Source organism: Agromyces atrinae (assembly GCF_013407835.1).
Classification (GTDB): domain Bacteria; phylum Actinomycetota; class Actinomycetes; order Actinomycetales; family Microbacteriaceae; genus Agromyces; species Agromyces atrinae.
On sequence record NZ_JACCBI010000001.1, the window covers coordinates 42,391 to 59,222 of the forward strand.

The following is a 16,832-nucleotide window of genomic DNA, read 5'->3' on the forward strand; positions in this document are numbered from 1 at the left end:
CCCCACGGGCCTTGCGCCCCACCCGAACCACAGTCTCGGCGTCACGAATGTGCTGTTCGCGGCTCGCGAGCAGCACATTCGTGACGCCGAGACTGCTTCGGGGGTGCCGAGAGTCGGCCAGGGTCAGGGGGAGACGAGGGCGAGCTGGTCGTGGAGCGCGTCGACGCTCGACCAGTGCACGCCGAGGATGCCGACGCGCTTCCAGCGCACCACTCCGTCGGCGTCGATGAGGAACTCCGAGCGGCGCGTGCCGACTCCCGCGAGGCTCACGCCGTAGGCGGAGACGACCGAGCCGGTCTCGTCGGCGAGGAGCGGCAGCTCGAGGCCTTCCTTCCGCGCGAAGTGCTCGTGGCTCACGACGTCCTGGCGGCTGACCGCCCAGACCTCGGCGCCGAGTGCGCTGAGCGAACCGAGCCCCGAGCTGTACTCGCAGAGCTGGGCGGTGCATCCGGGCGTCTCGTCGCCGGGGTAGAAGACGAGCAGGAGCGGATGACCTCGGTGGGCGGAGAGCGTGTACTCCCCACGCACCGGGCGGCCGTCCTTCAGGACGGTTCCGGGCAAAGTGAAATCAGGGGCGATCGATCCGATCGCGGGCGACGCGGCCATGGATGACACATTACGCCCGTTTTCGGAGGTGTCGGCCGTCAGCCCGTCGCGCCGAAAATGCCCGGCCACCAGGCCAGCGCGAGGGGGTAGCCGATGAACGAGAGCATGTCGAGGATCCAGTGCGCGACGACGAGCGGCATCGTGCGACCCCAGCGGGCGTAGCACCAGCCGAACACGACGCCCATCGCGACGTTGCCGAAGAACGGTCCGATGCCCTGGTAGAGGTGGTAGCTGCCGCGGAGGACGGCGCTCGAGAGGATGATCGTCCACTTCGAGAAGCCGAGCTCCGAGAGCCTCGTGAAGAGATATCCGACGACGATGATCTCCTCCGTGAGGGCCGCCCGCAGCGCGGAGAGCACGAGGATCGGCACCGTCCACCAGAAGGCGTCGAGGGGAGCGGGCACGACGGCGACCGTGATGCCCGCGAGGCGACCCACGGTGTACAGCGCGATGCCGGGGATCCCGATGACGGCGACGAGGAGCACGCCCGATCCGATGTCGCGCCCCGGCCGGGTGAGGTCGAATCCGATGCGGCGGAACGCGCTCTGACCGGGCCGCCAGAGCAGGTACAGCACGAGGGCGACGGCGAAGAGGGCGAAGAAGATGGAGAGGAACTGATACGTGAAGTCGAGCCATTCGCGGCTGTCGCGCGACTGGTTGATCGACGCCGATTGGTCGGCGAGAGGCGTCTCGTCGGTGAGCCGCGACACGATCGACACGATCGAGTACACGGCGGACGCGCCGAGCGAGAGGCCGAGCACGATCGCGATCTCGACCCAGAGGCGTCGGCGCTCGGCGGGTTCGCGCACGACTGTTGCGTTCGTCATCGACATCCGAACATTTTTGCACCACCGCCGCTCGAACCTGCGCATCCGTTGCGTTTCGAGCCGGTGGGGCGGTGCGAGAGATGAGAGATCCCCGACTATGAAGTCGCAATAATCGTGCATTTCGCCGCACAAATTCGCACAATCGTGATCTCAACGACAAGATCCTGCGATGAGCGTTACTACTCGGTAACGAAATCCGACGTCGTTTGGCCCGCGCTCGGCACCCGCTTAGGGTCTACGTATTGCTATCGGTGGGCACTATCCTGCCCGCCAGCATTTCATTCAGGAGGAACAAGTGAGATTCAAGAGTCAGGGATCGCGACGGGTGGGCGTTGCGCTCGCCGTCGCCGGCGTCTCCGTGCTCGCGCTCGCCGCGTGCACGACCGACCCCAATACTTCTGGTGGCGGTGAGGCCGGTGACACGATCACGGTCGCCGTTACGAACGAGGCCACCTCGTTCAACAGCTCCACGCCGCAGGGCAACCTCGACACCAACGGAATGATCCAGTACCTCACGGGTACGACGGGTACCTCCGGCGGCGCGAGCCTCGGCGGCTTCTACACGCTCGACAGCGAGTTCCAGATCGTCCACAACGACAGCATCGGCTCGTTCGAGAAGATCTCCGACGACCCCCTGACGGTCGAATACAAGCTCAACGAGGGCCTCAAGTGGTCCGACGGCGAGCCCATCACCGCTGACGACATGCTCGTCGCGTGGGCCATCGGCTCCGGCTACTACGACGACGCGACGCTCGACGCCGCGACCGGCGAGGTCTCGAGCGGAACGCAGTACTTCACGCTCGCCGGCAGCACCGACGGTCTCGACACCACCGCGTTCCCCGAGTTCGGTGACGACGGTCTCTCGATGACCATCACCTACGGCGCTCCGTTCGTCGACTGGGAGCTCGGCAACATGCTCGACAAGCCGGCTCACGTGCTTGCCGACAAGGCCGGCGTCTCGCTCGAGGAGTTCGTCCAGACCCTGAAGGACACCCCCCAGGGTGACCCGGCCGCTCCGGTCGAGGCCAACCCCGTCATCAAGGCGGCGGCCGACTTCTGGAACACCGGCTACGACTTCACGTCGTTCCCCGAAGACGAGTCGCTCCTCGTCGCCAGCGGCCCGTTCGTCGTCTCGGCGTACACGCCCAACCAGTCGCTCACGTTCTCGAAGAACCCCGAGTACAAGGGTGCTGACGAGCCTGCCTACGAGGAGCTCGTGCTGCGCTTCATCGGCGACTCGAACGCTCAGGTCACGGCCCTCCAGAACGGTGAGGTCAACGTGATCTACCCGCAGGCCTCCGCCGACACGCTCACCGCGCTCGAGAACGCGAACCTCGAGGTCCTCGAGGGCGACCAGCTCTCGTACGACCACCTCGACCTGAACTTCGGCTCGCCCGTCTTCCAGGACCCGGTCGTCCGCGAGGCGTTCCTCAAGACCATCCCGCGTCAGCAGATCCTCGAGTCGATCGTCACCCCGGTCAACCCGAGCGCTGAGGTCCTGAACTCGCAGATCTTCGTGCCGGCCAACCCCGAGTACACGGACTCTGTCGCTGCGAGCGGCTACGACGCCTTCGCCGAGCCCGACATCGAGGGCGCCAAGGCCCTCCTCGCCGGTGCGACCCCGACGGTCCGCATCCTCTACAACACCGAGAACCCGAACCGTGTCGACTCGTTCCAGGCCATCCAGGCCTCGGCAGCTGAGGCCGGCATCACGGTCGTCGACGCCGGATCGCCCGACTGGGGCTCGCTGCTCCCCGGTGGCGACTACGACGCCGCGATCTTCGGTTGGATCTCGCCGGGCGCCGGTAACGCCGCTCTCGCGCAGATCTTCAAGACCGGTGGTGGTGGAAACTACAACAAGTACACCAACGCCCAGGTCGACGCCCTCGTCGACCAGGCGCAGACCGAGCTCGACACCGACGCCCTGAGCCAGCTGAAGATCGAGATCGACGCGTTCACGGCGCAGGACTTCTACGGTCTGCCGCTGTTCCAGTCGCCTGGTCTCTTCGCCTCGAACGGCTCTGTTGACGGCCTCGAGTTCTTCGGTAACCAGACCGGTGTGGTCTGGAACGCCCAGAAGTGGACGATCGCGGAGTAATGTAATTCGGCACCGTCCAATTCGACGGGGAGGCGCCGGGCCGTTTCGGCCCGGCGTCTCCGCTGGACTGGCAGTGCTTTCGTTAGCTCTTCTTCGACCCCGGCTCAGGGCCCACAAGGCCGTGCGCCACGAGGTGCAACGCCCATGGCGACATACATCCTGAGGCGCATCGGCGTCTCCATCCTCATTCTTCTCGCGGCGTCGTTCATCATGTACGTCCTCGCTGCGAACTCCGGCGACCCGCTGAAAGACCTTCGCGGCGGCAACGCCGCGAACGAGGCTCAGCTCATCGCCGCGCGCGTCCAAGCGCTCGACCTCGATGTCCCCGCACCGTTGCGGTGGTTCCTCTGGCTCGGTGGCGCGGCGCAGTGCCTCATCCCGTTCGCCGACTCGTGCGACCTGGGCCTCACGCTCAGCAACGCGCCCGTCGCGACGATCCTGCCGACGGCGATGGTCTCCACGCTCCAGCTCGTGACCGTCGCCACCGTCGCCGCGATCCTGCTCGGAGTCGTCGTCGGCATCGTCACGGCGCTCCGCCAGTACAGCGGATTCGACCTCGCGACGACGTTCCTTAGCTTCTTCCTCTTCTCGCTCCCGTCGTTCCTCGTCGCGGTGCTCCTCAAGGAGTTCATCGCCCTCGGGTTCAACGACTTCCTCCAAGCGGGCCCGGTCATCCCACCGGCGGCGATCATCGTCATCGCGCTCATCGCCGGTCTCATCTGGCAGGTGCTCATCGGCGGCGCACTGAGGCGTCGACTGATCGTGTTCGGAGCGTCGACGCTGGCCACGGCGGCCGTGCTGTTCTACGTCTCCGCCACCGAGTGGTTCCTCTACCCGGGTCTCGGCCCGATCGGTCTCCTCGTGCTCATCGCGGGTGTCGCGGTCGTCACGACGATCCTCGTGTCGGGGCTCGCGAACAAGAAGGCGCTCCTCACGGCCGGCATCGGCGCCGTGCTCGTGTACGTCTCGTACTTCGTGCTGCAGAACCTCTTCAACATCTCGAGCATCTGGACGCTCATCTTCATCTTCGTCGCGGCCGTCGTGCTCGGCGGAGTGATCGGCTTCTTCCTCGGCGGCAACGACCGCGGCCAGGCGATCCGAGCCGGAGCGATCACGACGGGCATCAGCATGCTGCTCGTCTTCCTCGACCGGTTCATGCAGGCGTGGCCCGACTACGTCAACAGCTCGCGCATCAACGGGCGCCCGATCGCGACTGTCGGCTCGCAGACGCCCGGCTTCTCGGGCGACGTGTGGATGACCGGTATCGACTCGTTCACGCACCTGCTGCTGCCGACGATCGCGCTCCTCCTCATCTCGTTCGCGCAGTACACCCGGTACGCGCGTGCGGGCCTCCTCGAGGTGCTGAACCAGGACTACATCCGTACGGCCCGAGCCAAGGGTCTGCCGGAGCGCACCGTCATCATGCGCCACGCCTTCCGCAACATGCTCATCCCGATCGCGACGATCGTCGCGACCGACGTCGGTGCGCTGCTCGGTGGCGCGGTCATCACGGAACGCGTCTTCGCGATCAGCGGAATGGGCAACCTCTTCGCGACGTCGCTCGGCCGCACCGACCTCAACCCGGTGATGGGCTACTTCATCGTCATCGCGATCGTCGCCATCACGTTCAACTTCCTCGCCGACCTCGCGTACGCCGCGCTCGACCCGAGAGTGAGAGTGCGATGACCGAGACGACAGCCGGCATGACCTACGCGAGCGAGGTGCTCCGATGAGCCAGTCCATGATCGAATCCGATCCCCAGTCACCGCCTCCCACTCAGGCCGCCGACGCCGTCGCCGGCAAGAGTCAGGGGCGACTGATCTTCGAGCGGTTCCTGCAGAACCGCATCTCCGTCGTCTCGCTCATCCTGCTGGTCGGCATTATCGTCTTCACCTTCTCGGCGACGGGCTTCGGTCCGATCCCGGGGTGGTGGAAGTACGACTTCAAGACGCTGAACCCGCAGGCCGGCGGCCCGACGCTCTCGCTCTGGCCGTTCAGCTTCGGCGATCACCCGTTCGGTCAGAACCGCATCGGTGTCGACTACTTCGCGCTCGTCATGCGCGGCATCCAGAACTCGGTCATCGTCATGGTCGTCATCGGCGGCCTCGGCACGATCGTGGGCACCGTCGTCGGCGCGATCGCCGGCTACTACCGCGGCTGGGTGGATGCCGTCCTGATGCGCATCACGGACGTCTTCATCGTCATCCCCGCGATCGTGATCGGCGCCGTCGTCGGCCAGACCGCCGGTGAGAGCGGACTCGGCGTCTGGGTGCTCTCGATCCTCCTCGCCCTCGTGTCGTGGATGAGCATCGCGAGGCTCGTGCGGGCCGAGTTCCTCTCGCTCCGCGAGCGCGAGTTCGTCGAGGCGGCCCGCGTCGCCGGTGCGAGCGATGCGCGCATCATCTTCAAGCACATCCTGCCGAACGCCGTGGGCGTCGTGATCGTGAGCGCGACCCTCCTCGCCGCGAGCGCGATCCTCCTCGAGACGGGCCTCAGCTACCTCGGCTACGGAATCCGCGCCCCAGAGTCGTCGCTCGGCCTCCTCATCAGCGACAACCAGTCGGCGTTCACAACGCGCCCCTGGCTGTACTGGTGGCCCGCGGTGTTCATCGTCTCGCTCGCGCTGCTCGTGAACTTCGTCGGCGACGGTCTGCGCGACGCGTTCGACCCGCGTCAGAAGCGCTTCAAGCGTCGCAAGATGAAGGAGTTCATCGACGCGGGTGCGCCTCGGCCCAAGACCTCGGCCCCGCAGACGTCGACGCCCGAATGATGTTCCGGCTAGAACAGTGCGATCGACAGGATCGCCAGGATCGCGCCGACACTGAGAACGGCGAGCGCCGGGATGTTCCACGTGGTCGTCGTCGGAGTCTCGTGGGCGCTCCCCGCGTCGAGCGCGCCCGAGTCGCGCAGCGCGTGCCAGCGTTCGCGGATGATGCCGGCCGCGCGACCCGACTCGGTCGCGGGCAGGTCTCCGGGGCGCACGATGTCGGCTTCGACGGTTCCCCGCGCCTGAGCTCGGTGATCGCGCGACGCGCGCAGGGCACCCGTCGCGCCCGGTGCGGGAGCGCACCACACGGCGAAGGCGCGGCCCGGCACATGGACCGTCAGCGCGTACTTCGTGTCGATGTGCACGAGGGCGTTCCACGGCACGTCGATGCGGCGCGTGACGTTCTCGATGTGCACGCCGTCGGCGTCGACGGTGAGCGACGGGCGCCACAGCACGAAGTAGGCGCTCACACCGATGTAGACCACGAGGGGCACGACGTCGAGGTACGAGCGGGTGCCGCTCGTCACGACGAGGCCGATGGCGGCCGCTCCGCACACGATCCAGAACAGCACCGCGAGCACGCGGTTGAACCGAGAGACGAGAGTGACCGGGGCGTCGGACTGAGTGAGGGGCATCAGCCCATTCTCCCAGTCTCCAGCGACTCGACCATCTTCCGTCCGTCCGCAGACGCGGGCGACGGACACGGTGAAAGGAACACCACCCCGTGAGCGACATCCAGCACACCTACCCGGCGGGCACGACCCCCGTACTGACGGTCGACAACCTGTGCGTCGACTTCGGCGTCGACAACGCCTGGGTCCCCGCGGCCAAGAACCTCTCCTACACGATCGGGCCGGGCGAGGTCGTCGCGGTCGTCGGCGAATCGGGTTCGGGCAAGAGCGCGTCGTCGATGGCGATCCTCGATCTGCTGCCGAAGAACTCGCGCGTGCGCGGCACGATCGACGTCAACGGCCGTTCGGTCACGTCGATGAGCCCCCGCGCCCTCCGCGAGCTCCGCGGTGAAGAGGTCGCCGCGATCTTCCAGGAGCCGATGACGGCCCTCAACCCGGTCTACACGGTCGGCTTCCAGATCGTCGAGACGATCCGCACCCACCGCCCGATGCCGCCGTCGGAGGCGGCGAAGAAGGCGATCGAGATGCTCACGCTCGTCGAGATGCCCGACCCGAAGAAGGCCTTCGACTCCTACCCGCACCAGCTCTCGGGTGGTCAGCGTCAGCGCGCGATGATCGCTCAGGCGCTCGTGCTCGACCCGTCGCTCCTCATCGCCGACGAGCCGACGACGGCCCTCGACGTGACGGTCCAGGCCGAGATCCTCGAGCTCCTCCGCGACCTCAAGGACCGCCTGAAGAGCGCCGTGCTCCTCATCACCCACGACATGGGCGTCGTCGCCGACCTCGCCGACTGGGTCGTCGTCATGCAGCAGGGTGTCATCGTCGAGCAGGGTCCTGCCGCGCAGATCTTCGCGTCCCCTCAGGACCCGTACACGCAGGCGCTCCTGGCCGCCGTTCCCCACCTCGGGCAGAGCGACGGCGAGGAGGTCGACGTGACGGAGACCCTCAGCGAGGTCGCCTCCGAGAGCATCGCCGAGTTCGCCTCCGCCGAGCGTGAGGCCGCGGTGCACGTCACCGAGCCCGTCCTCGCGTTGAACGACGTCATCATCGAGTACGGCGCGCGCGGCAAGGTCGGAACGTTCCGCGCCGTCGACGAGGTCTCGCTCGAGATCGGCCGCGGCGAGATCCTCGGTCTCGTGGGCGAGTCGGGCTCGGGCAAGTCGACGATCGGTCGTGCCGCGATCGGTCTGCAGCCGATCGCGGGCGGTTCGCTCGTCGTCGCCGGCACCGACCTCTCGAAGCACTCGCGGAAGATCGTGAAGACGCTCCGCCGCAAGGTCGGCATCGTCTTCCAGGACCCGTCGTCGTCGCTCAACCCCCGCCTGCCCATCGGCGAGTCGATCGGCGAGCCCCTCTTCCTCGCGGGCGAGGCCAAGGGCAAGGTGCTCGACCGTCGCGTCGAGGAACTGCTCGACAGCGTGCGACTGCCGAAGAGCTACCGCAACCGGTTCCCGCACGAGCTGTCGGGCGGCCAGAAGCAGCGCGTCGGCATCGCCCGCGCCCTCTCGCTGAGCCCCGAGCTGCTCGTCGCCGACGAACCGACCTCCGCTCTCGACGTCTCGGTGCAGGCGACGGTGCTCGAGCTCCTGAAGGGACTGCAGCGCGAGCTCAACTTCGCCTGCCTCTTCATCAGCCACGACCTCGCCGTCGTCGACATCATGGCCGACCGCATCGCCGTGATGCACCACGGAAAGATCGTCGAGACCGGCTCCCGCGACCAGATCCTGCGTTCGCCGAAGGACCCGTACACGCAGCGACTCATCGCCGCCATCCCGGTTCCCGACCCCGAGCAGCAGCGCGAACGTCGGGAGCTTCGGCGCACCGTGTTGAAGGCCACCGACGACGTCGCCTGAGCGGCCTACACCTTACTGTCATCCGGGGGCGGTAAGCTCTATTGTTCGACGGTTCGATCCGTCGCGATTTCTCACGCAGTACGATCGGCTCCGCCCGGCTGCGCCGCACCCCAACCGAAGGACTTCCCTGATGGCGACTGCCACCCGCTCCGACGTGCGCAACGTCGCTATCGTTGCCCACGTCGACCACGGCAAGACGACCCTCGTCGATGCCATGCTCAAGCAGACCCACTCGTTCCGCGACCACCAGCAGGTCGACGACCGCGCCATGGACTCCAACGAGCTCGAGCGCGAAAAGGGCATCACGATCCTCGCCAAGAACACGGCGGTCGAGTACAACGGCGAGCACTCGAACGGCGTGCCCATCACGATCAACGTGATCGACACCCCGGGCCACGCCGACTTCGGCGGTGAGGTCGAGCGCGGCCTCTCCATGGTCGACGGCGTCGTCCTCCTCGTGGATGCCAGTGAGGGGCCGCTCCCGCAGACGCGCTTCGTGCTGCGCAAGGCCCTCGAGGGCCGTCTGCCCGTCATCCTGCTCGTCAACAAGACCGACCGTCCCGACGCGCGCATCGACGAGGTCGTCGCCGAGAGCCAGGACCTCCTGCTCGGCCTCGCCTCCGACCTCGCCGACGACGTGCCCGACCTCGACCTCGACGCGATCCTCGACGTCCCCGTCGTCTACGCCTCGGGCAAGGCCGGCCGCGCCTCGTCGAACAAGCCCGCCAACGGCGAGCTGCCCGACGCCGAAGACCTCGAGCCGCTGTTCGCCGCGATCCTCGAGCACATCCCGGCTCCGACGTACGACGACGAGGCCCCCCTGCAGGCGTGGGTCACGAACCTCGACGCGTCGCCGTTCCTCGGTCGTATCGCCCTGCTCCGCGTCTTCAACGGCACGATCAACAAGGGCCAGACCGTCGCGTGGGTCCGCGCCGACGGCTCGACGCAGAACGTGCGCATCACCGAGCTCCTGAAGACGAAGGCCCTCGAGCGCTTCCCCGCCGAGAGCGCCGCCCCCGGCGACATCATCGCCGTCGCCGGCATCGAGGAGATCACCATCGGTGACACCCTCGCCGACGCCGATGACGTGCGCCCGCTGCCGCACATCACGGTCGACGACCCCGCCATCTCGATGACCATCGGCACCAACACGTCGCCGCTCGTCGGCAAGGTGCGCGGCCACAAGCTCACGGCGCGTATGGTCAAGGACCGCCTCGACCGCGAGCTCGTCGGTAACGTCTCGCTCAAGGTCGTCGACATCGGACGCCCCGACTCGTGGGAGGTCCAGGGCCGCGGCGAGCTCGCCCTCGCCATCCTCGTCGAGCAGATGCGTCGTGAGGGCTTCGAGCTCACCGTCGGCAAGCCGCAGGTGGTCACCAAGCAGATCGACGGCAAGACGCACGAGCCCTTCGAGCACCTTACGATCGATGCGCCCGAAGAGTACCTCGGCGCCATCACGCAGCTCCTCGCCGCTCGCAAGGGCCGCATGGACGGCATGTCGAACCACGGCACCGGCTGGGTGCGTATGGAGTTCATCGTCCCGTCGCGCGGCCTCATCGGCTTCCGCACCGAGTTCCTCACGATCACGCGCGGTACGGGTATCGCCAACGCGATCTCGCACGGCTACGAGCCGTGGGCCGGTTCGATCGTCACGCGTTCGAACGGATCGATCGTCGCCGACCGCACCGGTGTCGTCACGCCGTTCGCGATGATCGCCCTGCAGGAGCGCATGTCGTTCTTCGTGAACCCGACCGAAGAGGTCTACGAGGGCATGGTCATCGGCGAGAACTCGCGCTCCGACGACATGGACGTCAACATCACCAAGGAGAAGAAGCTGACGAACATGCGTCAGTCGACCTCCGACACCTTCGAGTCGATGACGCCCCCGCGCCAGCTCTCGCTCGAGGAATGCCTCGAATTCGCCCGCGAGGACGAGTGCGTCGAGGTCACCCCCGAGAAGGTGCGCATCCGCAAGGTCGAGCTCGACGCCACCGCGCGCGCTCGCAACACGAGCCGCCTCAAGAAGCAGGGCTGAGCGCTCCGAGCGATCCACGAGCCGCCGATTCCGGGCTCCCGCACCCTGCGGGACGCCGGGGGTCGGCGGTTTCGTCGTCGTGCGGACAGTGGAGGATGCTCTCAGAAACCGCCGGTACCGTAGCGGAGTTGCCTTCGGGCAGAGCTCCTGACTTCGACGAGATGCATACGTAACGAATGACTTCACCCTCCCCCCGCGGCCGCCGCGCCGCACCCCGCACGCCCCTGCGCTCGCGCCGCCGCACCAACACCCGGTCGGCCGCGCCCCGACGAGCGACAGTGAAGCCCGCCGCAAGCGCGCCCGCGCAGCGTCGACCCGGCACCCGCCGCCGCAGCGTGCTCTCGATGCTCGCGATGTCGTTCACCGTCGCCATCGCCCTCGCGACGGGGCTTCCCTCGACCGTCCTCCCCGCGATGGATGTCGCGGGCGCAGCATCGATCTACGAGACGGTCGCTCCCTCCTCCGACATCCGTCTCGCACCGCAGTCGTTCGCCTCCGACGCGACGGCGGAGCTCAACGTGACGCGTGAGTCGTACTCGGCCGAGGCCGCGCCGCCGCCCATCATCTCGGAGGTCGCGAGCATGGGATCGGTCGAACTCATCGAGACCGAGCTCGTCGTCTGGCCCATTCCGTCGAACTCGCGCGTCTCGTCGGGCTTCGGGCCGCGCGCGGCACCGTGCGACGGCTGCTCGACGATGCACGACGGCATCGACTTCAACCCCGGCAACGGGTCGCCCATCGTCTCGATCGCCGACGGCGTCGTCGTGCTCGCGACCGAGAACGGCGGGGGACTCGGCGTCAACGTCGAGGTGCAGCACAACATCGGCGGTCGCCTCGTCACGTCGAGCTACGGCCACATGCAGTACGGCTCACTCGCCGTCTCGCGCGGAGACATCGTCACCGCGGGGCAGCTCATCGGGCTCGTCGGCTCGACCGGTCAGTCGACGGGGCCGCACCTGCACCTCGAGATGTTCTACGAGGACGGCGTGCGTTTCGACGGACTCGCCTGGCTGCAGAGCTACGCGGGCTAGAACCGCGGCGCGCGCTTCTCGAGGAACGCCGCGACGCCCTCGCGCATCTCATCGGTCGTGAAGGCCTCGCGGAAGCCCGCGAGTTCGCGTTCGACCGCGTCATCGGTCGGCCGCCCCGCCGAATCGACGAGCACCGCCTTCGCGATGCCGACCGCGGATGCCGCGTTGGCGGCGATCGCCTCGATGAGCGTGCGGGCCGCATCGAAGAGGTCGTCGCGCGAATCGACCACGTCGAGCACGAGGCCGAGACGCTGGGCTTCGGCCGCATCGATCGTGCGGCCCGTGTAGATGAGCTCCTTCGCGCGCGCGAGCCCCACGGCGCGGGGGAGGCGCACGGTTCCGCCGAAGCCGGGGATGAGACCGAGCTTCACCTCGGGCTGGCCGAAGCGCGACGCGGTCGTCGCGAGGATGAGGTCGCATGCGAGGGCGAGCTCGCACCCGCCGCCGAGGGCGAAGCCGTCGACGCACGCGATGACCGGAACCGGCAGGCCTTCGATGAGGGCGGCGACGTCGTGGCCGAGTCGTCCGATCGTCTCGCCCTCGTCGGGGCTCAGCGTCGACATGGCGCGGATGTCGGCGCCCGCGACGAACGCGCGGCCACCCGCCCCGGTGAGGATGACGCCGCGCACACCGTTCTCGCGATCGAGGGCCACCTCGCGGCGGAGCCGGAGGAAGACCTCTCGGAGCCCCGCGAGGACCTCGCCCGACAACGCGTTGAGCGCATCGGGGCGATCGATCGTGACGGTCGCGATGCGCCCGTCGATGTCGAGGGTGACCGTCGGCTTCTCGTTCATGACCCACCGTTCTCCGGCCCGACGATCGGGCCGTCATGATTCAGACTACGGGGGAGTCCCCCCGGGTGCGAGGGCGCTCGAATCGCTACTCTGAGATGTCGACACCGGCGCGCTCGCGCCCCACTACCGGAGGACCGTCATGCCCCGTCTCAGCCGCCGCTACAGCATCCCGCTCGCGATCGTCATCGCCGCCGCAGCCGCCCCCGCACTGACCGGATGCTTCGGCAACCCGATCGAGAACATCGTGAACAACGGTGTCGAGCAGGCCGTCGAGGGTGCGACCGGTCAGGACGTCAGCCTCGGCGGCAAGCTGCCCGACGGGTGGCCGGCCGAGGTCCCCGTCGTCGAGGGCGAGATCGGTCCCGGCGGCGGGACGTCGGGCACCGACAGCGGATGGGCCGTGCTCATCACGAGCACGGCAGCAGACCCGCTCGCCGAGGCGAAGGCATCGCTCGAGGGTGCGGGCTTCACCGCCGACTCGAACTTCGCGGGTGCAGAGGGCGGCATCATCGCGTTCACGAACGGCACGTACGAGGTCGTCGTCGTCGGCAGCCCCGACGGACTGCTCTACACGGTCACTCCCGCGACCGCGCCGTAGTCCGCACGCCCGCCGTGGGCGCGCCCGCGGCGGGCGTTCTCGCAGGTCAGGCGAACAGCGTCTCTCCCACGAAGCCGCCCGCCGTCGCGCCCGGGGGCACGGCGAAGATCGCGGAACCCACGTGGCGGATGTACTCGTTGAGTCCATCCGTCGCGAGCGTACGCTGCACCGTGATGAACTGCTCGGGCGAACGCTGGTACGACAGGAAGAACAGGCCGGCGTCGAGGCGGCCGAGCTCGTCGTTGCCGTCGACGTAGTTGTACCCGCGACGGAGCAGCCGCACGCCCGAGTTCTGGGCGGGGTGTGCGAGACGCACGTGAGCCGTCGGGTCGATGAGCGGTTGGCCCGCGGCTCCGCTCGCGTCGAAGTCGGGCTCCGTGAACTCGGTGCCGCCCGAGAGCGGTGCGCCCTGGGCCTTGTCGCGGCCGATCACGAGCTCCTGCTCCTGGAGCTGCGTGCGATCCCAGTTCTCGATGAGCATGCGGATGCGCCGGGCGACGAGATAGCTGCCGCCCGTCATCCACGCGGCGTCCTCGCCCGCACCGACCCAGACGTGCTCGTCGACGGCCGCGGCCTCCTCCGACTTCACGTTGGCCGTGCCGTCCTTGAACCCGAAGAGGTTGCGCGGGGTGGCCTGGCTCGTGGAGGTCGACGAGGTGCGGCCGAAGCCGAGCTGCGACCAGCGCAGCGACGCACGCCCGAAGGCGATGCGACTGAGGTTGCGGATGGCGTGCACGGCGACCTGCGGGTCGTCGGCGCAGGCCTGGATGCAGAGGTCGCCATCGGTGTACTCGGGCTTCAGCGCATCGCCCTGGAAGCGCGGCAACCGCACGAGCGACTCGGGCCGGCGGTCGGCGATACCGAATCGGTCGACGCCGTCAGCCGTCTCGAAGAGCGAGGGGCCGAAGCCGAACGTGATCGTGAGGCCGCTCGCGGGAAGTCCGAGCGCCTCGCCCGTGTCTTCGGGCGGCGCGAGATCGGAACCGCCGACGGCGCCCGTCTCACCGATCTCGAGACCCTGGGTGAGCTGCGCCGCGGCGGCGCTCCACTCGACGAGCAGTTCGCGCAGTTCCTCGCGCGTCGTGCGTTCGCCGACGTCGAAGGCCGCGAAGTGCAGCCGGTCCTGTGCGGGAGTCGTGATCCCGGCCTGGTGTGCGCCGAAGAACGGATACACGCGCGACGCGGGTGTCGTCGCCTGCGCCGCGACGGCCGCGGTGACCCCCGCGCCTCCCGCGGCGCCGAGTGCGAGACCGGCGGCCCCCGCACCGAGCAGGCCGAACAGCCCGCGGCGTGAGACGCCGGCGGGCTGTTCGGATTCGGCGTCTGCTGAGGGGACGCCGGTCTCGTCGCTCATGGCGATCGGACTACTCCGCGGGCTCGGCGACGCCGAGCACGGTGTGGGTGAGCTGTGAGAGCGGCTCGGACAGGGCGTTGACCTGGTCGGAGAGCGCCTTCTTGTCGGCGTCGTCGAGCTCGGCGTAGTTGATGAATCCCGCGTCGATCGAACCGTACTCGCCGAGCAGGCCCTCGAGGGCGGCGAACTCGTCGTCGATGTCGGCGGCGAGCGTCGTGCCCGCCTCGCCCTTCGACTCGGCGATCGCACGCACGTTGCCGAACGCGACCGATGCGCCCTGGACGTTGGCGGCGAAGTCGGTGAGGTCGGTTCCCGACCACCAGTCCTCCTCGCCCGTGATCTTGCCCGCGGCGACCTCGTCGAGGAGGCCGATGGCGCCGTTCGAGATGTCGCCGAGCGAGACCGAGAACGACGGGTCGGAGACGAGCTCGTGGAGCTCCGCGACGTCGGCGACGAGCTGATCGGCGAACTCGGCGCGCTGCTCGGGCGTCGAGGGAGCCCAATCGATGAGGGCATCCTGGCCGTCGGAGTTCACGTCGCCGACCTCGGGCGCCCAGAGGTCCTTCTCGATGCGGTGGAAGCCGGTCCACTCGAGACCCTCGGCGACGGCGTCGACCTCGCGGTAGTCGATCTTCGGATCGAGGTCGCCGAATGCCTCGGCGGTCGGCTCGATGCGCTCGTAGAAGACGCGCGTCGACGCGAAGAGCGAACGGGCGGTGTCGTCGTCGCCCGCGGCGTAGGCGGCCGTGAGCGCGTCGACGGCGGGGATCAGCTCGGCGGCCTGCGAACGCACGTAGGCGATGTAGTTCGTGACGGCCTCGTCGGTGAGCTCCTGCTCGTCGGCCGAGACGGCGCTCGCCTCACCGGTCACCGTGAACTCGGCGAGCCCGATGGGGGCACCCACCTGCTGGAACTTGCACGCCGTGTAGTACGTGCCGGGGCCGAGCTGGGCGACGTACGAGACGGTCTGGCCGGGCGTGATGTTCTCCTTCTCGCCCACGATGCGCAGCTTGTCGTCGGCGAGGATCTCGAACTCGTTGACATCCGTGCCCGTGTTCGAGGCGGTGAAGGTGATCGCGCCGGCTTCGGTCGTCGCGACCGAGACATCGCACGCGTCATCCGTGATCGCGACGGCGATCGCATCGCCCGTCGGCGTGTTCGAGACGCAGCCGGTCAAGGCGAGGGTGGCGACGCCGAGTGCGGCGAGGCCGGGGAGGGTTCTCTTCATTACTGACTCCTGGGAACGGTGGTCGAAGCGGGGCGTGCGGGGTCGGTGGCGTCGACGGATGACGCGGGAGGCGATTCCGTCGACGAGACCGGCCGCGGGGCGACGCTGCGGCGAGACCGGAGATGCAGGAGGAACAGGGGAGTGACGATGGCGAGGTAGCCGAGCCAGGCGCCGAACTGGAGCCAGGTCGGTTCGGGGGTGTAGCCGAAGAGGCCGCCGAGGAGGGCGCCGTACCAGGTGCTCAGCGAGGCGACCGCTGCGAGGCTGAACGCCGCTGTGCCCCAACCCGGCAGCACACCGGCCTCCTGCAGCTCGCCGACGGCGTACGCGAGGACGCCGGCCGCGACGAGGATGAGGAAGAGGCCCGTCCACTTAAAGAAGCGCGTGAGGTTGATGCGAACGAGGCCGCGGTAGATCAGGTACGCGATCACAATCGCCGTGAGGATGCCGAGGACGGCGCCGATCGTGCCGAGCAGCGCATCGCCCGAGGACGACACGTTCGCCCAGACGAACAGGGCCGTCTCGATGCCTTCGCGACCGACGCTCACGACTCCGATCGCGACGATGCCCGTCGTCGATCCGGCGAGGGCGGCGTCGACCTTCGAGCGGAGTTCACGAGAGATGCCTGCGGCGTGCGCCGACATCCAGAAGATCATCCACGTGACGAGGGCGACGGCGAGGATCGAGAGGACGCCGCCGAGGATCTCCTGCGCCTGGAAGCTCAGACCGTACGGTCCCCACGTCAGGATGGCGCCGACGGCGAGCGAGAGCGCGACGGCGAGGCCGATGCCGAACCAGAGTCGCGGCAGCACGTCGCGTCGCCCGATCTTGCCGACGTAGGCGATGAGGACGCCGACGACGAGTCCGGCTTCGAGGCCTTCACGCAGGCCGATGAGGTAGTTTGCGAGCACGCGACTTTTCGAGGATGAGGGGCGGGGGGAAGCTACTTAGGGTGACCTAACGTGGTGACTGTACTCCTGCACCCTGGTCGTGTCCAGTTCACGTCGTA

Annotated in this window: 14 protein-coding genes; 7 read left to right on the top strand and 7 right to left on the bottom strand. The window is 68.2% G+C overall.

Features of this window, described 5'->3' with window-relative positions; all coding sequences use genetic code 11:
• Positions 1-123 precede the first annotated feature (123 nt).
• The gene (locus tag BJ972_RS00205) at positions 124-606 is read right to left on the bottom strand and encodes a peroxiredoxin (protein WP_129175931.1); all 483 of its coding nucleotides are present in this window, start codon (positions 604-606) and stop codon (positions 124-126) included.
• 38 nt (positions 607-644) lie between these two features.
• Positions 645-1,433, bottom strand: coding sequence for a CPBP family intramembrane glutamic endopeptidase (locus tag BJ972_RS00210; protein WP_129175929.1), 789 nt, complete (start codon positions 1,431-1,433; stop codon positions 645-647).
• Positions 1,434-1,728: 295 nt separating this feature from the next.
• Here BJ972_RS00210 and BJ972_RS00215 point away from each other — a divergent pair, with 295 nt between their 5' ends.
• From BJ972_RS00215 to BJ972_RS00225, 3 genes are all read left to right on the top strand, one after another.
• A complete protein-coding gene (locus BJ972_RS00215) occupies positions 1,729-3,531 on the top strand; it encodes an ABC transporter family substrate-binding protein (RefSeq protein ID WP_129175928.1) in 1,803 nt (600 codons plus the stop codon).
• Positions 3,532-3,675: 144 nt separating this feature from the next.
• Positions 3,676-5,217, top strand: a complete 1,542-nt coding sequence (locus tag BJ972_RS00220) for an ABC transporter permease (RefSeq protein WP_129175926.1) — start codon at positions 3,676-3,678, stop codon at positions 5,215-5,217.
• A 55-nt stretch (positions 5,218-5,272) separates the two neighbouring features.
• Entirely contained in the window at positions 5,273-6,301 is a 1,029-nt protein-coding gene (locus tag BJ972_RS00225) for an ABC transporter permease (protein WP_241830847.1), read from the top strand.
• 8 nt (positions 6,302-6,309) lie between these two features.
• Here the strand turns inward: BJ972_RS00225 and BJ972_RS00230 are convergent, their stop codons facing one another.
• Positions 6,310-6,933 (bottom strand): PH domain-containing protein, encoded by a 624-nt coding sequence (locus BJ972_RS00230; protein WP_129175922.1) that lies wholly within the window; start codon positions 6,931-6,933, stop codon positions 6,310-6,312.
• A gap of 98 nt (positions 6,934-7,031) precedes the next feature.
• Here BJ972_RS00230 and BJ972_RS00235 point away from each other — a divergent pair, with 98 nt between their 5' ends.
• The 3 genes from BJ972_RS00235 to BJ972_RS00245 all read left to right on the top strand — a co-directional run bounded on the left by BJ972_RS00235 (position 7,032) and on the right by BJ972_RS00245 (position 11,849).
• Positions 7,032-8,783: an ABC transporter ATP-binding protein gene (locus tag BJ972_RS00235; RefSeq protein ID WP_373366832.1), complete on the top strand. Its 1,752-nt coding sequence runs from the start codon at positions 7,032-7,034 to the stop codon at positions 8,781-8,783.
• A 130-nt stretch (positions 8,784-8,913) separates the two neighbouring features.
• The gene (gene typA / locus BJ972_RS00240) at positions 8,914-10,818 is read left to right on the top strand and encodes a translational GTPase TypA (RefSeq protein WP_129175918.1); all 1,905 of its coding nucleotides are present in this window, start codon (positions 8,914-8,916) and stop codon (positions 10,816-10,818) included.
• 176 nt (positions 10,819-10,994) lie between these two features.
• Positions 10,995-11,849 (top strand): M23 family metallopeptidase, encoded by an 855-nt coding sequence (locus tag BJ972_RS00245; RefSeq protein WP_129175916.1) that lies wholly within the window; start codon positions 10,995-10,997, stop codon positions 11,847-11,849.
• Here BJ972_RS00245 and BJ972_RS00250 read toward each other — a convergent pair.
• A complete protein-coding gene (locus tag BJ972_RS00250; protein ID WP_129175914.1) occupies positions 11,846-12,643 on the bottom strand; it encodes an enoyl-CoA hydratase/isomerase family protein in 798 nt (265 codons plus the stop codon). The genes BJ972_RS00245 and BJ972_RS00250 overlap by 4 nt on opposite strands.
• 139 nt (positions 12,644-12,782) lie before the next feature.
• On the opposite strand from BJ972_RS00250, the gene BJ972_RS00255 reads away from it, so the two are divergent.
• Positions 12,783-13,241, top strand: coding sequence for a hypothetical protein (locus BJ972_RS00255; RefSeq protein ID WP_129175912.1), 459 nt, complete (start codon positions 12,783-12,785; stop codon positions 13,239-13,241).
• A 46-nt stretch (positions 13,242-13,287) separates the two neighbouring features.
• Here the strand turns inward: BJ972_RS00255 and efeB are convergent, their stop codons facing one another.
• From efeB to efeU, 3 genes are read right to left on the bottom strand one after another with little or no spacing between them, the layout of a single operon-like run.
• A complete protein-coding gene (efeB, locus tag BJ972_RS00260) occupies positions 13,288-14,595 on the bottom strand; it encodes an iron uptake transporter deferrochelatase/peroxidase subunit (RefSeq protein WP_129175910.1) in 1,308 nt (435 codons plus the stop codon).
• A gap of 10 nt (positions 14,596-14,605) precedes the next feature.
• Positions 14,606-15,823 carry an iron uptake system protein EfeO gene (gene efeO, locus BJ972_RS00265; RefSeq protein WP_129175908.1) on the bottom strand — a complete coding sequence of 406 codons (1,218 nt, stop codon included), beginning with the start codon at positions 15,821-15,823 and terminating at the stop codon, positions 14,606-14,608.
• Complete coding sequence (gene efeU / locus BJ972_RS00270) at positions 15,823-16,734, bottom strand: iron uptake transporter permease EfeU (protein ID WP_129175906.1); 912 nt, start codon at positions 16,732-16,734, stop codon at positions 15,823-15,825. Before efeU ends, efeO begins: the two co-directional genes overlap by 1 nt.
• Between the last annotated feature and the right edge of the window lie 98 nt (positions 16,735-16,832).

What these genes read in the sequence shown, in the direction of transcription:
- BJ972_RS00205 (WP_129175931.1), bottom strand. Translation starts at nt 606, where the DNA reads ATGGCCGCGTCGCCCGCGATCGGATCGATCGCCCCTGATTTCACTTTG.
- BJ972_RS00210 (WP_129175929.1), bottom strand. Translation starts at nt 1,433, where the DNA reads ATGACGAACGCAACAGTCGTGCGCGAACCCGCCGAGCGCCGACGCCTC.
- BJ972_RS00220 (WP_129175926.1), top strand. Translation starts at nt 3,676, where the DNA reads ATGGCGACATACATCCTGAGGCGCATCGGCGTCTCCATCCTCATTCTT.
- BJ972_RS00225 (WP_241830847.1), top strand. Translation starts at nt 5,273, where the DNA reads ATGATCGAATCCGATCCCCAGTCACCGCCTCCCACTCAGGCCGCCGAC.
- BJ972_RS00230 (WP_129175922.1), bottom strand. Translation starts at nt 6,933, where the DNA reads ATGCCCCTCACTCAGTCCGACGCCCCGGTCACTCTCGTCTCTCGGTTC.
- typA (WP_129175918.1), top strand. Translation starts at nt 8,914, where the DNA reads ATGGCGACTGCCACCCGCTCCGACGTGCGCAACGTCGCTATCGTTGCC.
- BJ972_RS00245 (WP_129175916.1), top strand. Translation starts at nt 10,995, where the DNA reads ATGACTTCACCCTCCCCCCGCGGCCGCCGCGCCGCACCCCGCACGCCC.
- BJ972_RS00250 (WP_129175914.1), bottom strand. Translation starts at nt 12,643, where the DNA reads ATGAACGAGAAGCCGACGGTCACCCTCGACATCGACGGGCGCATCGCG.
- BJ972_RS00255 (WP_129175912.1), top strand. Translation starts at nt 12,783, where the DNA reads ATGCCCCGTCTCAGCCGCCGCTACAGCATCCCGCTCGCGATCGTCATC.
- efeB (WP_129175910.1), bottom strand. Translation starts at nt 14,595, where the DNA reads ATGAGCGACGAGACCGGCGTCCCCTCAGCAGACGCCGAATCCGAACAG.
- efeO (WP_129175908.1), bottom strand. Translation starts at nt 15,823, where the DNA reads ATGAAGAGAACCCTCCCCGGCCTCGCCGCACTCGGCGTCGCCACCCTC.